Source organism: Acidovorax sp. BoFeN1, from assembly GCF_003345135.1.
Classification (GTDB): Bacteria; Pseudomonadota; Gammaproteobacteria; order Burkholderiales; family Burkholderiaceae_C; genus Acidovorax; species Acidovorax defluvii.
On the sequence record NZ_QOZT01000083.1, the window covers coordinates 1 to 16,733 of the forward strand.

19 protein-coding genes and 1 pseudogene are annotated in these 16,733 nt (G+C 64.6%); 17 read left to right on the forward strand and 3 right to left on the reverse strand.

What is annotated here, in order from left to right; genetic code table 11:
- From flhF to DTW89_RS15630, 3 genes are all read left to right on the forward strand, one after another.
- Positions 1 to 972: flagellar biosynthesis protein FlhF (flhF, locus tag DTW89_RS15620; RefSeq protein WP_114656611.1), on the forward strand; the 972-nt coding region annotated here is incomplete at its 5' end.
- Positions 965 to 1,762 (forward strand): MinD/ParA family ATP-binding protein, encoded by a 798-nt coding sequence (locus DTW89_RS15625; RefSeq protein WP_087743613.1) that lies wholly within the window; start codon positions 965 to 967, stop codon positions 1,760 to 1,762. The genes flhF and DTW89_RS15625, both read left to right, overlap by 8 nt.
- Before the next feature lie 4 nt (positions 1,763 to 1,766).
- A complete protein-coding gene (locus DTW89_RS15630) occupies positions 1,767 to 2,483 on the forward strand; it encodes an RNA polymerase sigma factor FliA (protein WP_087748145.1) in 717 nt (238 codons plus the stop codon).
- Positions 2,484 to 2,549: 66 nt separating this feature from the next.
- Here DTW89_RS15630 and DTW89_RS15635 read toward each other — a convergent pair whose 3' ends face one another.
- The 3 genes from DTW89_RS15635 to flgA form a co-directional block, all read right to left on the reverse strand.
- Positions 2,550 to 2,918 (reverse strand): hypothetical protein, encoded by a 369-nt coding sequence (locus tag DTW89_RS15635; protein ID WP_087743611.1) that lies wholly within the window; start codon positions 2,916 to 2,918, stop codon positions 2,550 to 2,552.
- Between the two features lie 42 nt (positions 2,919 to 2,960).
- Positions 2,961 to 3,278, reverse strand: a complete 318-nt coding sequence (flgM, locus tag DTW89_RS15640; RefSeq protein WP_087743609.1) for a flagellar biosynthesis anti-sigma factor FlgM — start codon at positions 3,276 to 3,278, stop codon at positions 2,961 to 2,963.
- A 93-nt stretch (positions 3,279 to 3,371) separates the two neighbouring features.
- A complete protein-coding gene (gene flgA / locus DTW89_RS15645) occupies positions 3,372 to 4,046 on the reverse strand; it encodes a flagellar basal body P-ring formation chaperone FlgA (RefSeq protein ID WP_114656622.1) in 675 nt (224 codons plus the stop codon).
- A gap of 317 nt (positions 4,047 to 4,363) precedes the next feature.
- Here flgA and flgB point away from each other — a divergent pair, with 317 nt between their 5' ends.
- The 14 genes and pseudogenes from flgB to DTW89_RS15715 form a co-directional block, all read left to right on the forward strand.
- A complete protein-coding gene (gene flgB / locus DTW89_RS15650) occupies positions 4,364 to 4,807 on the forward strand; it encodes a flagellar basal body rod protein FlgB (RefSeq protein ID WP_114656612.1) in 444 nt (147 codons plus the stop codon).
- 30 nt (positions 4,808 to 4,837) lie between these two features.
- Positions 4,838 to 5,242, forward strand: coding sequence for a flagellar basal body rod protein FlgC (gene flgC, locus DTW89_RS15655; protein WP_114656613.1), 405 nt, complete (start codon positions 4,838 to 4,840; stop codon positions 5,240 to 5,242).
- An 18-nt stretch (positions 5,243 to 5,260) separates the two neighbouring features.
- The gene (locus DTW89_RS15660) at positions 5,261 to 5,935 is read left to right on the forward strand and encodes a flagellar hook assembly protein FlgD (RefSeq protein ID WP_087743600.1); all 675 of its coding nucleotides are present in this window, start codon (positions 5,261 to 5,263) and stop codon (positions 5,933 to 5,935) included.
- A gap of 27 nt (positions 5,936 to 5,962) precedes the next feature.
- Positions 5,963 to 7,207, forward strand: a complete 1,245-nt coding sequence (gene flgE, locus DTW89_RS15665) for a flagellar hook protein FlgE (RefSeq protein ID WP_114656614.1) — start codon at positions 5,963 to 5,965, stop codon at positions 7,205 to 7,207.
- The gene (locus DTW89_RS15670; RefSeq protein WP_201741020.1) at positions 7,204 to 7,377 is read left to right on the forward strand and encodes a hypothetical protein; all 174 of its coding nucleotides are present in this window, start codon (positions 7,204 to 7,206) and stop codon (positions 7,375 to 7,377) included. Before flgE ends, DTW89_RS15670 begins: the two co-directional genes overlap by 4 nt.
- A gap of 15 nt (positions 7,378 to 7,392) precedes the next feature.
- Complete coding sequence (flgF, locus tag DTW89_RS15675) at positions 7,393 to 8,133, forward strand: flagellar basal-body rod protein FlgF (protein ID WP_114656615.1); 741 nt, start codon at positions 7,393 to 7,395, stop codon at positions 8,131 to 8,133.
- A gap of 17 nt (positions 8,134 to 8,150) precedes the next feature.
- Positions 8,151 to 8,933, forward strand: a complete 783-nt coding sequence (flgG, locus tag DTW89_RS15680) for a flagellar basal-body rod protein FlgG (protein WP_114656616.1) — start codon at positions 8,151 to 8,153, stop codon at positions 8,931 to 8,933.
- A gap of 11 nt (positions 8,934 to 8,944) precedes the next feature.
- On the forward strand, positions 8,945 to 9,640 hold the full coding sequence (locus DTW89_RS15685) for a flagellar basal body L-ring protein FlgH (protein ID WP_114656617.1): 696 nt from the start codon (positions 8,945 to 8,947) through the stop codon (positions 9,638 to 9,640).
- Between the two features lie 20 nt (positions 9,641 to 9,660).
- A complete protein-coding gene (locus DTW89_RS15690; RefSeq protein WP_114656618.1) occupies positions 9,661 to 10,662 on the forward strand; it encodes a hypothetical protein in 1,002 nt (333 codons plus the stop codon).
- A gap of 194 nt (positions 10,663 to 10,856) precedes the next feature.
- Positions 10,857 to 11,999 (forward strand): flagellar basal body P-ring protein FlgI, encoded by a 1,143-nt coding sequence (locus DTW89_RS15695; protein WP_114656623.1) that lies wholly within the window; start codon positions 10,857 to 10,859, stop codon positions 11,997 to 11,999.
- Between the two features lie 54 nt (positions 12,000 to 12,053).
- A complete protein-coding gene (flgJ, locus tag DTW89_RS15700; RefSeq protein ID WP_114656619.1) occupies positions 12,054 to 12,959 on the forward strand; it encodes a flagellar assembly peptidoglycan hydrolase FlgJ in 906 nt (301 codons plus the stop codon).
- Positions 12,960 to 12,984: 25 nt separating this feature from the next.
- Positions 12,985 to 14,967: a flagellar hook-associated protein FlgK gene (gene flgK / locus DTW89_RS15705; protein WP_114656620.1), complete on the forward strand. Its 1,983-nt coding sequence runs from the start codon at positions 12,985 to 12,987 to the stop codon at positions 14,965 to 14,967.
- A 31-nt stretch (positions 14,968 to 14,998) separates the two neighbouring features.
- A complete protein-coding gene (gene flgL / locus DTW89_RS15710) occupies positions 14,999 to 16,222 on the forward strand; it encodes a flagellar hook-associated protein FlgL (protein WP_114656621.1) in 1,224 nt (407 codons plus the stop codon).
- A gap of 71 nt (positions 16,223 to 16,293) precedes the next feature.
- Positions 16,294 to 16,733: pseudogene (locus tag DTW89_RS15715) on the forward strand (HDOD domain-containing protein); the annotation flags it as partial.

Sequence of the window (16,733 nt, forward strand, 5' to 3'; positions counted from 1 at the left end):
GCCGCCCCCGCATCGTCGGCGGGCCAGCAAAGCCTGATGAACGAACTGCACTCCATGAAGGAGCTGATCGAAGACCGGTTCAACACCCTGTCATGGCTGGGCCAGGCACGGCAAAACCCGATCCAGTCCAATCTGATGCTCAAGATGATCCGCGCCGGCTACTCTCCGGCACTGGCGCGAGCCATTCTGGAGCGCATGCCCGAAGAGATGTCGGCAGCTGAATCGGTGCGCTGGCTCATGGAGGTGCTGGAGCGCAACCTCAAGACCGACATGCACGCGCCCCCGCTGTATGAAGAAGGCGGCATTTTTGCGCTGGTGGGCTCCACCGGCGTGGGCAAGACGACCACCACCGCCAAGCTTGCGGCCCATTGCGCACGCATCCACGGCCCTGGCAGCGTAGGCCTGATCACGCTGGACACCTATCGCGTGGGCGCCCATGAGCAACTGCGCACCTATGGGCGCATGCTGGGCATCGTGGCCCACCTGGCCCACGACCGCGCAGCGCTGCAAGATTTGCTCGGGCTGCTCAGCGGCAAGAAGATGGTGCTGATCGACACCACGGGCGTCGCTCCGCGCGATCCGCGCAAGCGCGACATGCTGGACGTGCTGGACCTGCCCAACGTCAACCGCCTGCTGGTTCTGAACGCCGGATGCCACGGCGACACGCTCGACGATGTGCTCACCGCCTTCAAGACCAGCGGCTCGCAGCAAGCCATCCTTTCGAAGGTGGACGAGGCCGTCAAGCTGGGCCCCGCCATGGATGCACTGATCCGCCACCAGATGGTGCTGCGCGGCATCACCAATGGCCAGCGCGTTCCCGAAGACTGGGATACGGCCGATGCGCACCAGCTCATCAGCACATCGATGCGCGCGCCGACAAAGTCAGCGTTCGACCCCAAGGCGACCGACCTGAACTTCTTTTTCTCACACTCGCCCGACACCATGACCGAACGGGGGCTTGTGGATGCTTGACGTCAGCTTTCACCAGGGTGCTGGCCTGCTCAGCTTCACACCGCAGTCCGAATTGCGCGTGCTGGCCGTGGCCAGCCACGGGCAAGCGGAAACCGGCATGGAGGTGCTCTGGCAACTGTGCGCCAGTCTGCAGCGCCTGGGCTACCCGGTGGTGGTGCTGGATGGCACGGCCTATGAGACAGAGGCATCTCCGGGGCTTCACCACCTGCTCAGCCAGGCGCCGTGGCACGAGGGCGCAAGCCTGAACCTGGGGGACATCGCCTCGTCCCTGGCTGTCATCCCTGCCGCCCAAGGCCTGCCCGAACTGGCGCGCATCGCCCGGGCAACCGACACCGCTCCGCTGCAAGGGTTGCTGCCCTATTTCCGCGCCTACGGGCTGCTGGTTCTTCACGCCCCGGCCAGCGTACTCGGCCCGCTGCTCACGCACACGGCCACCACGCCGCTGGTCATGATGCCGCCGGGAGCAGCAGGCGTGCTGACGAGCTACCAAACCCTCAAGCAGATCGCGCTGCATGCCGGCCTGCCTTGTACCGTGGCTGCAGTATTGCAGGAAAACAGCGCACCGGAGCGCACCCAAGCAGCGGGTGCATTGCGCACCTTGCAGCAATGCGCAGACCGCCACCTGGGGGGGCGGGTGCGCACCACCACCCTGTCCGCCCACAATAGCCAGGATATGCAGCGCCTGGCCTTGCAACTACTGGAAAACGCGGGCACCATCGGTGGAACGATGTCAGCAATGCCTATCCACAACCTGACCGGCCTGCCTTCACATGGTGTTCGGAGCCACTGATCTGATGTATACCGCCAAAGGCCAGCTCGACCGTGATGCGCTGATTCGCCAGCACATACCGCTGGTTCGACGAATCGCTCACCACATGATTGCCAAGCTGCCTCCCAATGTGGAGGTGGACGACCTAATCCAGGTGGGGATGATGGGCCTGGCGGAGGCGCTTTCGCGCTACGAGGCCACCCAAGGAGCACAGTTCGAAACCTTTGCCACCCAGCGCATCCGCGGCGCCATGCTGGACGAGCTGCGCGAGGGCGACTGGATGTCCCGCAGCTCCCGCAAAAGCCAGAAGGACATCGAGCACGCTGTACGGCGGCTGGAACAGAAACTGGGCCGCAGCCCCCTGGAGTCGGAAATTGCCGCCGACATGGGCATGGCCCTGGCCGAATACCAGAGCCTGCTCGGCAAGGTGCGCGGCACCCAGTTGGTGTATCTGGAAGACATGACCCACGGCAATGATGACGAGGATGGCTTTCTGGACCGCCACGCGGCCGACAGCGACGCCGACCCTCTCGAACTATTGCGCGACCACCGCCTTCGTTCTTCCCTGGTCCAGGCCATCCAGAGCCTGCCCGAGCGCGAACAGCACATCATGGGCATGTATTACGAGCATGACATGAACCTGAAAGAAATTGCGGCGGTGCTGGGTGTCACGGAATCACGGGTGTGCCAGCTGCACAGCCAGTCGATTGCCCGTCTTCGCGCCAAAATGCGCAGCCACTGAGCGCTGGAATTTCGATGGAAGGGGTTGTGGCGCTCATTGCGCCGCATGCACTTTTTGTGCGACTTTTCAGCTGGCAGACCGGTAAATACGGGCCACGCTTCCCGCGTTGCGCCCCCCCATCGCGCGGCCATAGGTGGCAGCCGCATCTGCGGGAGGCAACAATCCTGCGACTTGCCTGTCGGTAATGGCCGCCAGACGGGCCAGGCTTTCACGCTGGACAGCCAGCATGGCGCCGACGGCCTGCAGACGCTTTTGCATGGCGGCAGGCAGGGCACCCTGCCGTTGAATCTGCGCCATGACCTGTGAAAGCTGCGCGGATGCGTTGCGCAGTTGGGCGCTGCCCAACTCCAGCGCTTGCGGGTCTGCAGCCAACAGCGCTGCAGAAACGCCATCCAGATGTTTTTCAACTGCGGAGAGTGCGTCTTCCAGCTGCATGGTGCCTGTGTGCGGGTGAAAGCGCTAAGGATGAAAAACGGGTTAGCCGCGGGAGCGGGAGAAAATTTCCTGGGCGTTGGACAGCATTTTGTCGGCAATGGCCTCGGCATCCACGGTGAAGGTGCCTTGATCGATGGCAGCTTTCACAGCCTTGACCCGGCCCGCGTCAAAATCTCCCACGCTTCGCGCAGTTTGTGCAAGGGTTCGAGCGCTCGTGGAAACCGTTACAGGCACGCCAGCGGCCGACGCGGAAACCGCGCTTTTTGCCGACTCTTCTGCCACGGCTGGGGCTTTTGCTTGTTTGGACAGCCCTGTCTGCGCTAGTGCGCCCGGGAGTTCCGGTTTTTGACCAATTTTCATCGCTCTCTCCACCACCCCGCTTGATGTGGGGCACAGTAGCAATGTTTTCGACCCATTTGAGTGAGACTTTAGCCATTTCTGGCCAAAGACACATCAAAGAGATGCATTGATCGTCCCGTCATCATTCACAATGCCTGAGACTAACCGCCCATTACCCATGCGGACGCGGACAGTCTGTCCCACGGCTCCGTTCGACATGGCCTGGCCCGATGAGGTCACCGCATAACCCGGGCCTTGGGCCACCACCCGCACCTGCGCACCCGCTCGGAAGACGCTGGGCGCCCGCACCATGGACTGGCGCACCGCTTGCCCCGCCATCAACTGGCGGGACGCCACCTGCCCGACCCATTGGTCGGGGTTGGCCAGAACGGGCGCGGCTTCAGCAGCCCAGTCCACCTCGGCTTCGCTGGCATCTGCCGCAGTCAGCTCGGCTCCGGACGCCACATTGCTGTTGAGCACCCAGGCCGGGCCAAAGGCCTTGATGCTCACCGGCAGAAAAACATTCCAGGCTGCGGCCCCTTCCACACAGCGCAGCCCCAGGCGCGTGCGCCCCCAAAGGCGTGAGCCCGCCGGCAAGTAGGGCTCCACACGGGCGCAGGGCGCCAGGCGCAGCCGGCTATCGAGCTGGCCCACGCTGACTTCCATGCGCAAGGGCAAGCCGCCAGGCTGGTTGCGCGCCAGCGCATCGTCCAGCCAGCGCTGCGTCAGCGGCCCCAGATCAGCGGCGGGGTCCGTCACAGCCTGTGCCAGCAACGGACCGCCGTACATTGCCGACCCCAAACCCGCCAGCACCAGCGTCGCACGCAAAGCGGTACGCCGCAACAGCGGCAGGAACACCCGCAGCAAGTGGGGAGAGGGATTAAGGGGCAGCACGGCAATCTCCTGGGCAGATGGGCTGCCAGCCACCGGGCAGACCATTTCACCGCTGCAACTATAGGCAGACCTTGGCAGGATGAACCTGAAAACTGCACGCCAATGTCCGCGTTCTTCGCGCTTTAGAAAAATCCGGTGATTTCCATAATCAAGCCACGCCGGAAACCCTCTCCAGGGCCCGGCGCCACTGCAACCCAGAGTGTGAGGCACACATGCTTGACAAGATGACCAACCGGCTGGACTTTCACGGCAACGCACTTTTGCTGCGTGCCGAGCGCCAGCGCGCCATCGCCAGCAACATTGCCAATGCCGACACGCCCGGGTACGTGGCCCGCGACTTCAACTTTGCCCAGGCCATGCGTGACGCCACTGGCTCTTCCGCAGGCAACAGCGCAGCCCGCCTGGCCAGCGGTGGCGCAGGGGCTTCCGGCACCACCGACGCGCGCCACATTCCGCTGCCCGCCTCAGGCGCTGGTGCCGGATTACAAAGCACGCTGGGGTACGCCATGCAAACCCAGCCCAGCCTGGACAACAACACTGTGGACCTCGACCGCGAGCGCGCCAACTTCGTGGACAACGCCGTGCGTTACGAGGCCACGCTGCGCTTCATCAACGGGCAGTCCAAGACCATGCTCAGCGCCATCCAGGGGCAATAAGCCCGGCCGCGCAGCAAAAGGGAAACCACCATGTCCATGTTCTCCATCTTCAGTGTTTCAGGCAGCGCCATCAGCGCCCAGTCACAGCGACTCAACGTCGTGGCCAGCAACCTGGCCAACGTGGATGCCGTGGCGGGGCCGGACGGCCAGGCCTACAAGGCGCGCCAGGTGGTTTTCCAGACCACGCCCATGGGTGCAGACAGCTCTGCCGGGGTGCGCGTGAGCGCCATCAACGAAACCACCACGCCGGGGCGGCGCATCCACGACCCGGGCCACCCGTCCGCCGATGCGCAGGGTTACGTGACCCATTCCAACGTCAACGCCGTGGAGGAAATGGTGAACATGATTTCCGCCTCGCGCTCTTACCAGAACAACGTCGAGGTGATGAACACGGCCAAGTCGCTACTGCTCAAGACCCTGCAGATGGGCCAGTAATTTTCAGGACAAGCCACCATGATCACCAGCACCACCTCCGCCACCTCCGCCACGTCGGGCTCTTCGGCCTTGGGCACCACGGCGACCCCCACCGACGCCGCAACCGACCCCGCAGCCGCCCAGGATCGGTTTCTGAAACTTCTGGTGGCCCAGCTCAACAACCAGGACCCCATGAACCCGATGGACAACGCGCAGATGACTTCGCAAATTGCGCAGATCAACACGGTGACCGGCATCCAGCAGCTCAACGACACCGTCGCCGGACTGGTCAACCAGTTTTCGGCCCAGCAGATGCTGCAGGGCAGCGCCATGGTGGGTCGCCAGGTGCTGGCACAAGGCGACACCCTGTCCGTGGACAGCGAGAGCGGCCAGGCCACCGGCGCCTTCGACCTCGCCGGATCAGCCGCCAGCGTGAAGATCCAGGTGCTCGACGCCGCCGGCAAAGAGGTGGGCACGGTCGACATGGGCGCACTGCCCGCGGGCCGCTTCAACTTTGCCTGGGACGCATCCGCCTACCAGGGCGACAGTGCACCGCGCTTCAAGGTGCTGGCAGCCAATGGCGAGACCAACGTGGCATCCACAGCATTGATGATGGACAAGGTCACTGCCGTGAGCATGGACAGCGGCAGCCTGCAACTGCAGCTGTCGCGCGGCGGCACGACCACCCAGGCAGGCATCAAAGCCATTCTGTAATTTCAAGATTCATCAGGAGCACACACCATGGCTTTCCAACACGCCCTCTCGGGACTGAACGCTGCCAGCAAAAACCTGGACGTCATTGGCCACAACATTGCCAACGCCAGCACCACCGGTTTCAAATCCTCGCGCACTGAATTCGCAGACCTGGTGGCATCCTCCATGGGCTCCGGCGGCGGCGGCGACTACGGCATTGGCGTGGAAGCGGCCACCGTGGCCCAGCAGTTCTCACAGGGCAATGTCACCGTGTCGGGCAACAACCTCGATGTGGCGATCAACGGCAACGGCTTTTTCAAGGTGCAGCAGCCCGATGGCTCGGCCGCCTACACGCGCGCCGGCAACTTCAAAATAGACAAGACGGGTGATCTGGTTACCACCGGTGGTGCGCAGGTGATGGGCTTCAAGATCGATCCTGCTACGGGGCTCAGCACCTCCGAGGCGCAACCGCTAAGTTTCCCGACGGGCGCACCCATCGAGGCTAAAGCCACCGCCGGCATCACTGCGGTGCTCAACCTGGACGCACGCGCTACTGGCAACCCTGCAAAAGTAGGCCCGCCAGCCGTTGCCGCCGTCGCCCCTGCGGATCGTTCCACCTACGGCACCTCCATCAACGTGTATGACACACAAGGCGTGCCTGTGCCAGTCAGCATCTATTTTCAAAAGGCCGACGCCAACCAGTGGAATGTGTATGACACGCTCGACACCACTGCTGCCCCCCGGGGCACCATCACCTTTGACGGCAATGGCAAGTACGTCAGTTCCACACCCTCACCCCTGACGGTGAACGTCGATCCGTCCGCGGTCAACCCCAACAATCCACCCGCGCCGTGGGATGTGACCATTGATCTCTCGACCGTCACCCAGCTCGGCAGCGAATTCGCCGTGGCCGACCTCTCGCAAGACGGCTATGCCTCGGGCGACCTCACGAGCATCAGCATCGCCAACAACGGCATGGTCATGGCCGCCTACTCCAATGGCGTGACCCGTGCCGAGGCGCAGGTGGCGCTGGCCAACTTCCGCAACCCGCAGGGCCTGCTGGCCGTGGGCGGCAACAACTGGGTGGAGTCGTTCGACTCCGGCCCGGCCGTCATGGGCAAGCCCGGCGACGGCAACTTTGGCGCCCTGCGCTCGGGGGCGCTGGAAGACTCGAACGTCGATCTGACCGCCGAGCTGGTCAACATGATGACCGCCCAGCGCGCCTACCAGGCCAACGCCCAGACCATCAAGACGCAAGACCAGGTGATGTCGACCCTGGTGAACCTGAGATGAAGCAACACCCCCCTGTGGCGCTGCGCGCCTTCCCCCCGCTCTCGCAACGCTGCGCGCTGCGGGCGAGGGGACGCAGCCAGCGCGGCGGGGCGGCCCTTGCGCGGCTGCCCTGGCCCTGGGCGCGCCAGTTTCTGGCGCCGCAGGCGCAGTGCGACTCGGTGAAACACTGAAAGGAAAGCAGGACCATGGACCGCATCATCTACACCTCCATGACGGGCGCCAACGCCGCCGCGCACCGGCAGGCGGTGCTGGCCAACAACCTGGCGAACGCATCCACCACCGGGTTCCGTGCCGAAATGTCCACCTTCCGCTCGGTGCCACTGCAGGGCGACGGGTCTACCACGCGCGTGTTCGCGCTGGAGGCCACGTCTGGCCACGTCACGGCGTCCGGCCCCGCGCAAACCACGGGGCGCAACCTGGATGCCATGGCCAAGGGCAATGCCTGGTTCGCCGTGCAAGGGCTCGATGGCACCGAGACCTACACCCGCGCAGGCCATTTCCAGGTCTCCCAGGGCGGGCAACTGGTCACCCCCACCGGACTGCCGGTGCTGTCGGATGGCGGTGCGCCCATCGATATTCCGCCCAACGCCACCATTTCCCTGGGTGCGGATGGCACGGTCACGGCCAAGACGGGCAACGAGCCACCGGTTCCCGTGGCCCGCCTCAAACTTGCCACGGCCACCGCCGACAACCCGGTGCGACGGGGCGACGACGGCCTGTTCCGCGCCGCCAACGGTGACGCCCTGCCGGCCGACCCCAACGCGCAAATGCTGGCCGGTGCGCTGGAGGGCTCCAACGTGAACGCGGTCGAATGCATGGTGGGCATGATTGCCGCGTCCCGCCAGTTCGAGCAGCAAATGAAGCTGCTGCAAACCGCCGAGAGTGATGACAAGGCCGCAGGCCAGCTACTGAGCCTCAACGGCTGAAGAAAAGGACAACCGCCATGATGAATTCACTGTGGATCGCCAAGACCGGCATGACCGCCCAGCAAACCCAGCTGGACGTGATCTCGCACAACCTCGCCAACGTCTCCACCACTGGCTTCAAGCGCAACCGTGCCGAGTTTCAGGACCTGATCTATCAGAACCTGCGCCAGGTTGGCGCCCAGACCACCGAGGAAAACCAGCTTCCTACGGGCCTGCATCTGGGCCTGGGCGTGAACGTGGTGGCTACCAGCCGCAACTTCACGCAGGGCGGCCTGCAGCAGTCGGGCAACAACCTCGATGTGGCCATCAATGGCGACGGTTTCTTCGAGGTCACTTTGCCCGATGGCACCACGGGCTACACACGGGACGGTTCGTTCCAGCTCGACGCTCAGGGCCGCGTGGTCACCTCCAGCGGTCTGCCCGTGGCCCCGGGCATCACAGTGCCCGCGGGCACGAAAAGCATCAGCATCAGCGAAGATGGCGTGGTGAGCGCCCTCGTGACGGGCGCCACCGCACCGCAGCCGCTGGGCTCGCTGTCGATGTCCAGCTTCGTCAACTCTGCCGGCCTGGAGCCGATGGGCCAGAACATGTTCAAGGAGTCGGCTGCGTCCGGCGCTCCCCAGCAGGGCACGCCCGGTACCAACGGCCTGGGCATCGTGCGACAGGGCTTTCTGGAGACTTCGAACGTCAACGTGGTGGAAGAACTGGTGAACATGATCCAGACCCAGCGCGCCTACGAGATGAACTCCAAAGCCATCCAGACCTCGGACCAGATGCTGGCCAAACTGGCGCAAATGTGAGGAGCACCGCCATGAACACCCTCCTGCGCCTGATGGGCTGCGCCGCCCTCGCCGTGCTCGCCACGGGCTGCGCCAACATCAACCCGCCACCGCCCGTGGACGTGTTGCCCACCACACTGCCACCGGTGGCCACCATGCCCCGGCCCGCCGGCCCTGCCACAGGCAGCCTGTTTCATGCCGCCAGCTTTCGACCCGCGTTTGAAGACCAGCGCGCACGCCTGGTCGGCGATCTGGTAACGATCACGATCAAAGAAGAAATCGACGCCAAGCAAAACAGCACGTCGAACGTAGGCCGGTCTTCCAACACCGAGGGCCGCATCACGGCGCTGCCACTTGTTTCGAGCAGTCTGGCAGCCAAGCTGGCCGGCAAAACGGCCATCGGCGCCGGCTATGAAAACACCTTCGAGGGCAAGGGTGACACCCTGGCCAAGAACCAGTTCAAGAGCAATATCACTGCCATCGTCACCGACGTGCTGCCCAACGGGCACCTCGTCATTGCGGGCGAAAAACAGGTGGGGGTGAACCGCAGCGTGGACGTGCTGCGCTTTTCGGGCATCGTTGATCCGCGGCGTCTGCAGCCCGGCAGCCTCATCGATTCGCAATATGTGGCCAACGTGCGTGTGATCTCGCGCGGCCTTGGCGAGCAGGCCGAGGCGCAGGCCATGGGCTGGCTGGCACGGGCGTTCAACACGGTCACGCCGTTCTGACACAGGCTTGCAACGCGCCCATGCACGCGCCTATCTTCTATATCTCCACCCTGCGCACACTGCTTCACCGCGCGGGGGCCCTGGTCCTGGTGCTGTGTTGCGGCCTCGCGGGCGCTTCCGATTTCCGCGACCCGGTGGGTCAACCCTTTCTGGTCTGGCCCAATATTCCGGTTGTGCGGGCCACCGATCTGGGCGACTACGAACACGACCGCAAGCTGTTTGCAGACCTGCATACCGGCAAGGGTGATCCGGCCACGGTGCTTGCCGCACTGCAGGCCGTGGACAGTCTGCAGGCCCACCACGAGCGCACGGCGCTGGCCCAGCTGGGGCGCACGCTCAACACCCAGTTGATTGGCGAGCTGGACCGGCAGGCAAGGCGCATCAACACCCGATCGCCCAAGCTGCGCTTCGAGTTTGCCGGCATCACGCCCGAGGAATTGCAGCGCGCCTCTGCGGCCGACGCCAAAGCGCTGGGCGCCCTCAGGGCCAAGGCCAGCCGGGTGGCACTGGTGGCCTACATCACCTACACACGGCTGGAGGGTTCGCTGGTGCAGGCCACCGCCACGCTGGTCAAGCTGGGCAGTGGCGAATCGCAAAGCTTCACCGTGACGGTGCCCGCGCCCACGCTGGCGGATGCGCTGGCGCGCGACATCTTTGATTACTTTCAGGGCACGCGCTTTTCTCAGCACCAGAACCCGCTGGCCGCACGGGAATGGCTAATGGCCGCGCCGGGACACGCCGATCAGCTGGTCTCGCGCGAGGCGGCGCAGCGCTACTGCCAGTCGCAGAACGCGGCCCTGCCCACGGCAGGGGAGCTGGAGACGGCCGAGGCATCGGGTTTTTATGGCGGCGGCGTGGCGCTGCGGCCCACCGGCGTCTACCACATCCAGTCGGGTCTGTACGACACGGCACAGGCGCTGGCAGACAAGGTGCGCGCCAACCACATTGCCAGCGTGCCCAATGGCCACTACTACTGCATACGCAACCCGGTGGACACCAGGGCGGCCAGGGTGCGCAGGTAAGGCGAGCACGCCGGTAGTTAGTCAAAAATAATAGCTGTTAGCGCTTTACTGTAAAGGGCTAGGGCCATATTTGACCCATATTTTTATTACCCCCGCCTCCCCGCACAAACCGGGGGCGAACACCGGCAATAAGGCGGCAGAAGCACGCTCTTTTCCCCTCTTTGCCGGCCGGGTGGCACGCCACAATGGGTGCCATGAAGACCTTGCCCCTCCCTCGCTTTGCATGGCTGCAGACACGCGCGCTGTGGCTGGTGCTGGCCGTGTCCGTCACGGGACTCGTGGCGCCTGCCCATGCCTTGCGCATCAAGGAAGTGGCGTCCGTGCAGGGCGTGCGCAGCAACCAACTGTCGGGCTACGGCCTGGTGGTGGGGCTGGACGGCACGGGTGACCAGTCCACGCAGATGCCCTTTACAGCGCAGGCGATGGCCAACTACCTGCAGCAAATGGGCATCAGCCTGCCGCCGGGCACGAGTGCCCCGAAGCTCAAGAACGTGGCCACAGTGGTCATCACGGCCCAGTTGCCGGCGTTTGCACAGCCCGGGCAAAGCATTGACGTGGCCGTCTCGTCGATTGGCAACGCCCGCTCGCTCAAGGGCGGCACGCTGATTGCGGCGCCACTGCGTGGCGCCGACGGCGAAATCTACGCACTGGCCCAAGGCAATGTGGTGGTGGCCGGCGCGGGCGCGAGCAGCGGTGGCAGCAAGGTGCAGGTCAACCACCTGAGCGCGGGCCGTATTCCCGATGGCGCGCAGGTCGAGCGCTCGGTTCCGACGCCGCTGCACGAGGGCAACACCATCACCCTGGGCCTGGACGCCTCAGACTTCCAGACCGCGCGCAAGGTTGCGCAGGCCATCAACGCCCACCAGGGCAACGGCACGGCCACGGCCATCGATGGCCGCACGGTGCGGGTGCAGGCACCGCAAGACCCGGGCGCACGCGTGAACTTCATTGCCGAGCTGGAGGAGCTGCAACTGCCCAACACCTCCCCTGCCGCCAAGGTCGTCATCAATGCGCGCACGGGCTCCATTGTGTTGAACCAGGCCGTGACACTGGGGCCTTGCGCCATCGCGCACGGCAACCTGTCGATCACCATCGCCAGCACCCCCGTCATCAGCCAGCCCAACCCGCTGTCGCAGGGTCAGACCGTTGTGGCGCAAAAGAGCGACATCAGCATCAAGCAGGAGCCTGGCAACATCATCCAGATGCCGGCATCGCCCCAGCTGGCCGATGTGGTCAAGGCCCTGAACTCCTTGGGCGCGACGCCGCAGGATCTGCTGGCCATCCTGCAAGCCATCAAGGCGGCCGGCGCCCTGAATGCCGAGCTGGAAGTGATCTGACCATGGCTTGCCCCACCAGCGCCCAGCGCGCCATGCACAAGGAGTGAAGCAACCATGGCCTTGACCCTGCCCACTTCCACCAGCGCCATCGCCTCCAACGCGCTGGCGGCCGATGCGCGCTCGCTCAACGCCCTGAAATACGAGGCCGGGCAAAACAGCCCGCAGGCCGCCAAGGAAGCCGCCAAGCAGTTTGAATCGCTGTTCATGCGCGAGCTGATCAAGAGCATGCGCGAGGCCACCATGAAATCCGGCCTGATGGACGGCGCCCAGGGCGACCTGGGAACCGACCTGCTGGACCAGCAGCTGTCGGTCAGCATGTCGGGCGTGCCCGGTGGCCTGTCCGAAGCCATTGCGCGCCAGCTTTCGCGCCAGATGGGCGGGGCCGACACCAGCATCTCCGTGCCATCCACCCTCAGCCTGCCCGGCGTGACATCGCGCAACGCAACGACCACCGCCCCCGTGGCCACGGGCCCGGTGCCCAAGGGACGCGACGGTTTCGTGCAGTCGCTCAGCGCCACCGCCGAGCGCGTGGCACAAGACAGCGGCATTCCGGCCAGCTTCATGCTGGGCCAGGCCGGCCATGAAACCGGCTGGGGCAAGAGCGAGATCAAGAATGCCGACGGCTCCAGCTCGTTCAACCTGTTCGGCATCAAGGCCGGCAAGGGCTGGACCGGCAAGGTGGCCGAAATCACCACCACCGAATACATCAACGGCAAGGCCCAGAAGGTGACTGCAAGGTTCCGCGCCTACGACTCGTACGAAGACTCGTTTCGCGACTACGCCCGCCTGATCACCGACAGCCCGCGCTACGAAAAAGCCCAGGCCACCGCCCGGACCGGCTCGGCCGTGGCCTATGCGGCAGAACTGCAGAAGGCCGGTTACGCCACTGACCCCGAATACGCCAGAAAGCTCAGCGGAGCCATCAACAGTGCGCTGCGCGTGCAACGTGCCCAGGCGTGATGGACGAGAAGAACCGAGGTAAGCCATGAGTCTGCTCAACGTCGGCGCCCGCGCCCTTCTGGCCAACCAGGCGGCCCTGCAGACCGCAGGCCACAACATTGCCAACGTCAGCACGCCCGGCTATTCGCGCCAGAGCGTGGTGCTGCAGACCGTGCAGGGCCAGTTCACCGGGGGTGGCTACATCGGCAAGGGCGTGGATGTGCAGACCATCCAGCGCAACCACAGCGAACTGCTCACGCGCCAGTCCACGGCGGCCTCTGCGGTGGATGCAGGCGACACGGCGCGCATGGACCGACTGCGCCAGCTGCAGGAGGTTTTCAGCGGCGGCACCAGCGGCATCGGTGCCTCGATCAACGACATGATGAACGCGCTTTCGGATGTGGTGAGCGCCCCCACCGACCTCACCGCGCGCAGCGTGGCCCTGACGCGCATGGACGAAACGGCGGCGCGCATGCGCGATGCCTCGCAGCGCCTGGACGAAATCGGCTACACCGTGGCCGAGCAGCTCAAAGGCAGCATGCTCACGGTCAACAGCCTGGCCAAGAACATTGCCGGCGTGAACGAGCAAATTGCCCGCGCCCAGGGCAACGGCCAGCCCGCCAACGACCTGCTAGACCAGCGCGACCAGCTGATCCGCGAGCTCAACCAGCACATCCAGACCTCGCAAGTGGCCGCCGATGACGGCACCGTGAGCGTGTTCGTGGCCGGCAGCCAGCCGCTGGTGCTGGGCAGCAAGGCAGCCACGCTGTCGATCGACGACCCGGCCGACTTTGGCGCGGGCAGCGGCAAGAAGGTGCTGAACTTCCAGCAGCCGGGCTCCAGCACCAAGGTGGAACTCAACGAAAGCATGCTCGGCGGCGGCCAGGTGGCAGGCTTGCTGCGCTTTCAGAACAACGACCTGGCCGAGGGGCGCAATCTGCTGGGGCGCATGGCGGTGGCTATCAGCGAAACCATGAATTCGCAGAACAAGCTGGGGCTGACGCTGGATGGCAAGCCAGGGGAAAACCTGTTCGCGCCGATCAGCCTGGGCAATGCGGTGCGCAGCAACTTCAACACCTCGACAGCTGCCACCACTATGGCGTTGACGGTGACGGACCCCACGGCGCTGCAGGCATCGAGCTACACCATCAGCTTCACGACCGCCGACACAGGTTCGATCACACGCCAATCGGACGGCAAGGTTTTCAGCTTCGACGACTCGACTCCATCTCCGCCGAACACGACGACGATGGCAGATTTTTTCTCGACGCAGGGGTTAAGCGTCGTCCCGACAGCCCCACCCAACGCTCCAGTCGCTGGCGACCAGTTCATGATCAACCCACTGCAGGGTTCTGCAGCGGAACTGAAGGCGGTGCAGTACTCGCCAGTGAATTTGGCGGCGGCCAATCCGGTCAATGCGGCCATGGGACCAGCGAATATGGGTTCGCTTCAGTTGGTTTCGCTGAAGGCAACCGGCCCGATCACGCAACCTGCAACGGGAAGTCCTGTAACGATTACCTTCCAAGCAGGATCGCCTGCCACATATTCAGCATCGCTTCCCGGTGCGCCCCCAACCATTGTTTCCGGCAACTATGTTTCCGGCGAAAAAATTTCCATCGACGGCTGGGAAATCACGCTCAGCGGTTCGCCCAAGGACAACGACACCGTCACAGTAGGCAACGCCACCGATCCCCAATACGGCGACTGGTACCAACGCGACACCGGCAACGCCAGCGCACTGATGGCCCTGCGCGACGTGCCGATGTTCGACGGCGCCACGCTGTCCGATGGCTTTGCCAGCGCCATGGCGCAGGTGGGCACGCGCACGCAAAGCGCGCAGTTTGCGGCCGAGCTGTCCTCCTCCATCGCGGCCAATCTGGAGCGCGACCGCACGGCCGTCTCGGGCGTCAATCTGGACGAAGAAGCGGCACGCCTGATCCAGTACCAGCAGGCCTACCAGGCCTCGGCCAAGATGATCCAGATCGCACAGAATATCTTTGACACGCTGATCCAGGGGCTGGGCCGCTAGGCGCCGGTTCCAGACCTGAACGGAGTCCATCATGAGCAACGCTCTTTACCGACTGAGCACAGCCAACCAGTACGACGTTGCCGTGCGCAACATCGGTCAGCGCCAGACGTCCCTGTCCAATCTGCAGGAAAACCTCACCTCGGGCAAGCGCGTGGTGCGGGCCAGCGACGACCCGGTGGCCGCTGCGCAGGCTGAGCGGGCGCTCACGCGGCTGTCTCGCAATGAGACCGACTTGCGCGCGCTGGACATGCAGCGCAACACCATGATGCTGGCGGAATCGGCACTGGGAGCAGCTGGCGATGCCATGCAGGAATTTCGCCAACTGGTGGTGAGCGCCGGCAACGGCGCATACACCCAGACCGAGCGCGATGCCATCGTTCAGCAGCTCGTGGGCCTGCGCGACCAGATTCTGGGCTATGCCAACAGCAAGGACGCCAACGGCCAGCCACTGTTCCAGGCGCTGGGCAGCGCCGAGGCGCCCTTTACCGGCACGGCCACCACGGTCAACTTTGCCGGCCTGCCGGGGCAGCATGCCAGCGGCAACACGCAGATTGCCAAGGTGCTCGATGGCGATGCTGCCTGGATGAGCGTGCCGACGGGCAACGGGGTGTTCGAGGTGGCGCGCAGCGCCACCAACACGGGCAATGTCTGGGCCGATGTGGGGCAGGTGACCGATCCTTCGGCGCTGACCGGCAACGACTACCGCATCACGTTCTCGGTGGTGGGTGGCGTGACCACCTACGATGTCACGAACACCACGACATCGGCCACCTTGCTGTCGGGCCAGCCCTACACAACGCCCACCACCATCGCGTTCGACGGCATGTCACTGAAGATCACCGGCGCACCCGCAGCTAACGACAGTTTTGACGTGAAACCCAGCCAGCCATCGAATGTGTTCGCCGTGCTGGAGAACGCCATTGGCGCCATCCGCGATGCACGCAACCCCGACGGCAGCACCAACTCGGGCAGCCTCACGCACGGCATCGGCCGGGGGCTGAACGAGATCGATGCGGCCATGAACCGGCTGCAGGCATCGCGTGGCATGGCGGGCGATCTGCTCAACCGGGCCGACCGCATTGAAGGGGACCTGGACACGCGCGCCGTGCATCTGGAAGACGACCGCTCGCGCGCCGAGGATCTCGATATGATCAGGGGCATATCGGACTTCCAGAACCAGCAGACGGGATACGAGGCAGCCCTCAAATCCTATGCCTCGGTTCAGAAGCTGTCCTTGTTCAACTTCATCAGTTAACCCTGTTCGCTCGACGGAGGTTGGCCTCCGTCGCCAGGATCCGGCCCCGCTGTCCTCTCGCATCAACGCCCATGGTCCAATCCGTCCTCGGCAGCCTGATTCTTGGCTACCGCCCTTTGTGGAACCGGGCCCGCCAACTTGCGGGCATCCAGCTCTACGCCCAGAACGAAACCGCCACGGTGGTGGATGCCGCCCACCTGCTGCGCACGGTGCAAGAACTCTGGACTGCCAGTTCGCCGCCGTTGCTGCTGTCTGCGCAAACACGCCAGCTTTTGTGCACTCTGCTGGATGAAGCACCGCGCGGCTCGCCGTGGATCGAGGTGCGGGGCGACTGGCTGTCCGACAACACCATCTTCAGCCGCGTGAAGGCGGCGCACCAGCGCGGCCTCAAGCTGGTGTGGCGCGGCGACATGGCCCGCCTGCCGGGGCCCGACGTCGCGCGCTGCTTTGACAACAGCCTGCTGACGCTGCGCCCCGAGGATGCCGTGGCCGCGCTGCAAACCGCTCCCGC

Coding starts and splice junctions, on each gene's coding strand:
- DTW89_RS15625 (WP_087743613.1), top strand. CDS start 965: ATGCTTGACGTCAGCTTTCACCAGGGTGCTGGCCTGCTCAGCTTCACA.
- DTW89_RS15630 (WP_087748145.1), top strand. CDS start 1,767: ATGTATACCGCCAAAGGCCAGCTCGACCGTGATGCGCTGATTCGCCAG.
- DTW89_RS15635 (WP_087743611.1), bottom strand. CDS start 2,918: ATGCAGCTGGAAGACGCACTCTCCGCAGTTGAAAAACATCTGGATGGC.
- flgM (WP_087743609.1), bottom strand. CDS start 3,278: ATGAAAATTGGTCAAAAACCGGAACTCCCGGGCGCACTAGCGCAGACA.
- flgA (WP_114656622.1), bottom strand. CDS start 4,046: ATGTACGGCGGTCCGTTGCTGGCACAGGCTGTGACGGACCCCGCCGCT.
- flgB (WP_114656612.1), top strand. CDS start 4,364: ATGCTTGACAAGATGACCAACCGGCTGGACTTTCACGGCAACGCACTT.
- flgC (WP_114656613.1), top strand. CDS start 4,838: ATGTCCATGTTCTCCATCTTCAGTGTTTCAGGCAGCGCCATCAGCGCC.
- DTW89_RS15660 (WP_087743600.1), top strand. CDS start 5,261: ATGATCACCAGCACCACCTCCGCCACCTCCGCCACGTCGGGCTCTTCG.
- flgE (WP_114656614.1), top strand. CDS start 5,963: ATGGCTTTCCAACACGCCCTCTCGGGACTGAACGCTGCCAGCAAAAAC.
- DTW89_RS15670 (WP_201741020.1), top strand. CDS start 7,204: ATGAAGCAACACCCCCCTGTGGCGCTGCGCGCCTTCCCCCCGCTCTCG.
- flgF (WP_114656615.1), top strand. CDS start 7,393: ATGGACCGCATCATCTACACCTCCATGACGGGCGCCAACGCCGCCGCG.
- flgG (WP_114656616.1), top strand. CDS start 8,151: ATGATGAATTCACTGTGGATCGCCAAGACCGGCATGACCGCCCAGCAA.
- DTW89_RS15685 (WP_114656617.1), top strand. CDS start 8,945: ATGAACACCCTCCTGCGCCTGATGGGCTGCGCCGCCCTCGCCGTGCTC.
- DTW89_RS15690 (WP_114656618.1), top strand. CDS start 9,661: ATGCACGCGCCTATCTTCTATATCTCCACCCTGCGCACACTGCTTCAC.
- DTW89_RS15695 (WP_114656623.1), top strand. CDS start 10,857: ATGAAGACCTTGCCCCTCCCTCGCTTTGCATGGCTGCAGACACGCGCG.
- flgJ (WP_114656619.1), top strand. CDS start 12,054: ATGGCCTTGACCCTGCCCACTTCCACCAGCGCCATCGCCTCCAACGCG.
- flgK (WP_114656620.1), top strand. CDS start 12,985: ATGAGTCTGCTCAACGTCGGCGCCCGCGCCCTTCTGGCCAACCAGGCG.
- flgL (WP_114656621.1), top strand. CDS start 14,999: ATGAGCAACGCTCTTTACCGACTGAGCACAGCCAACCAGTACGACGTT.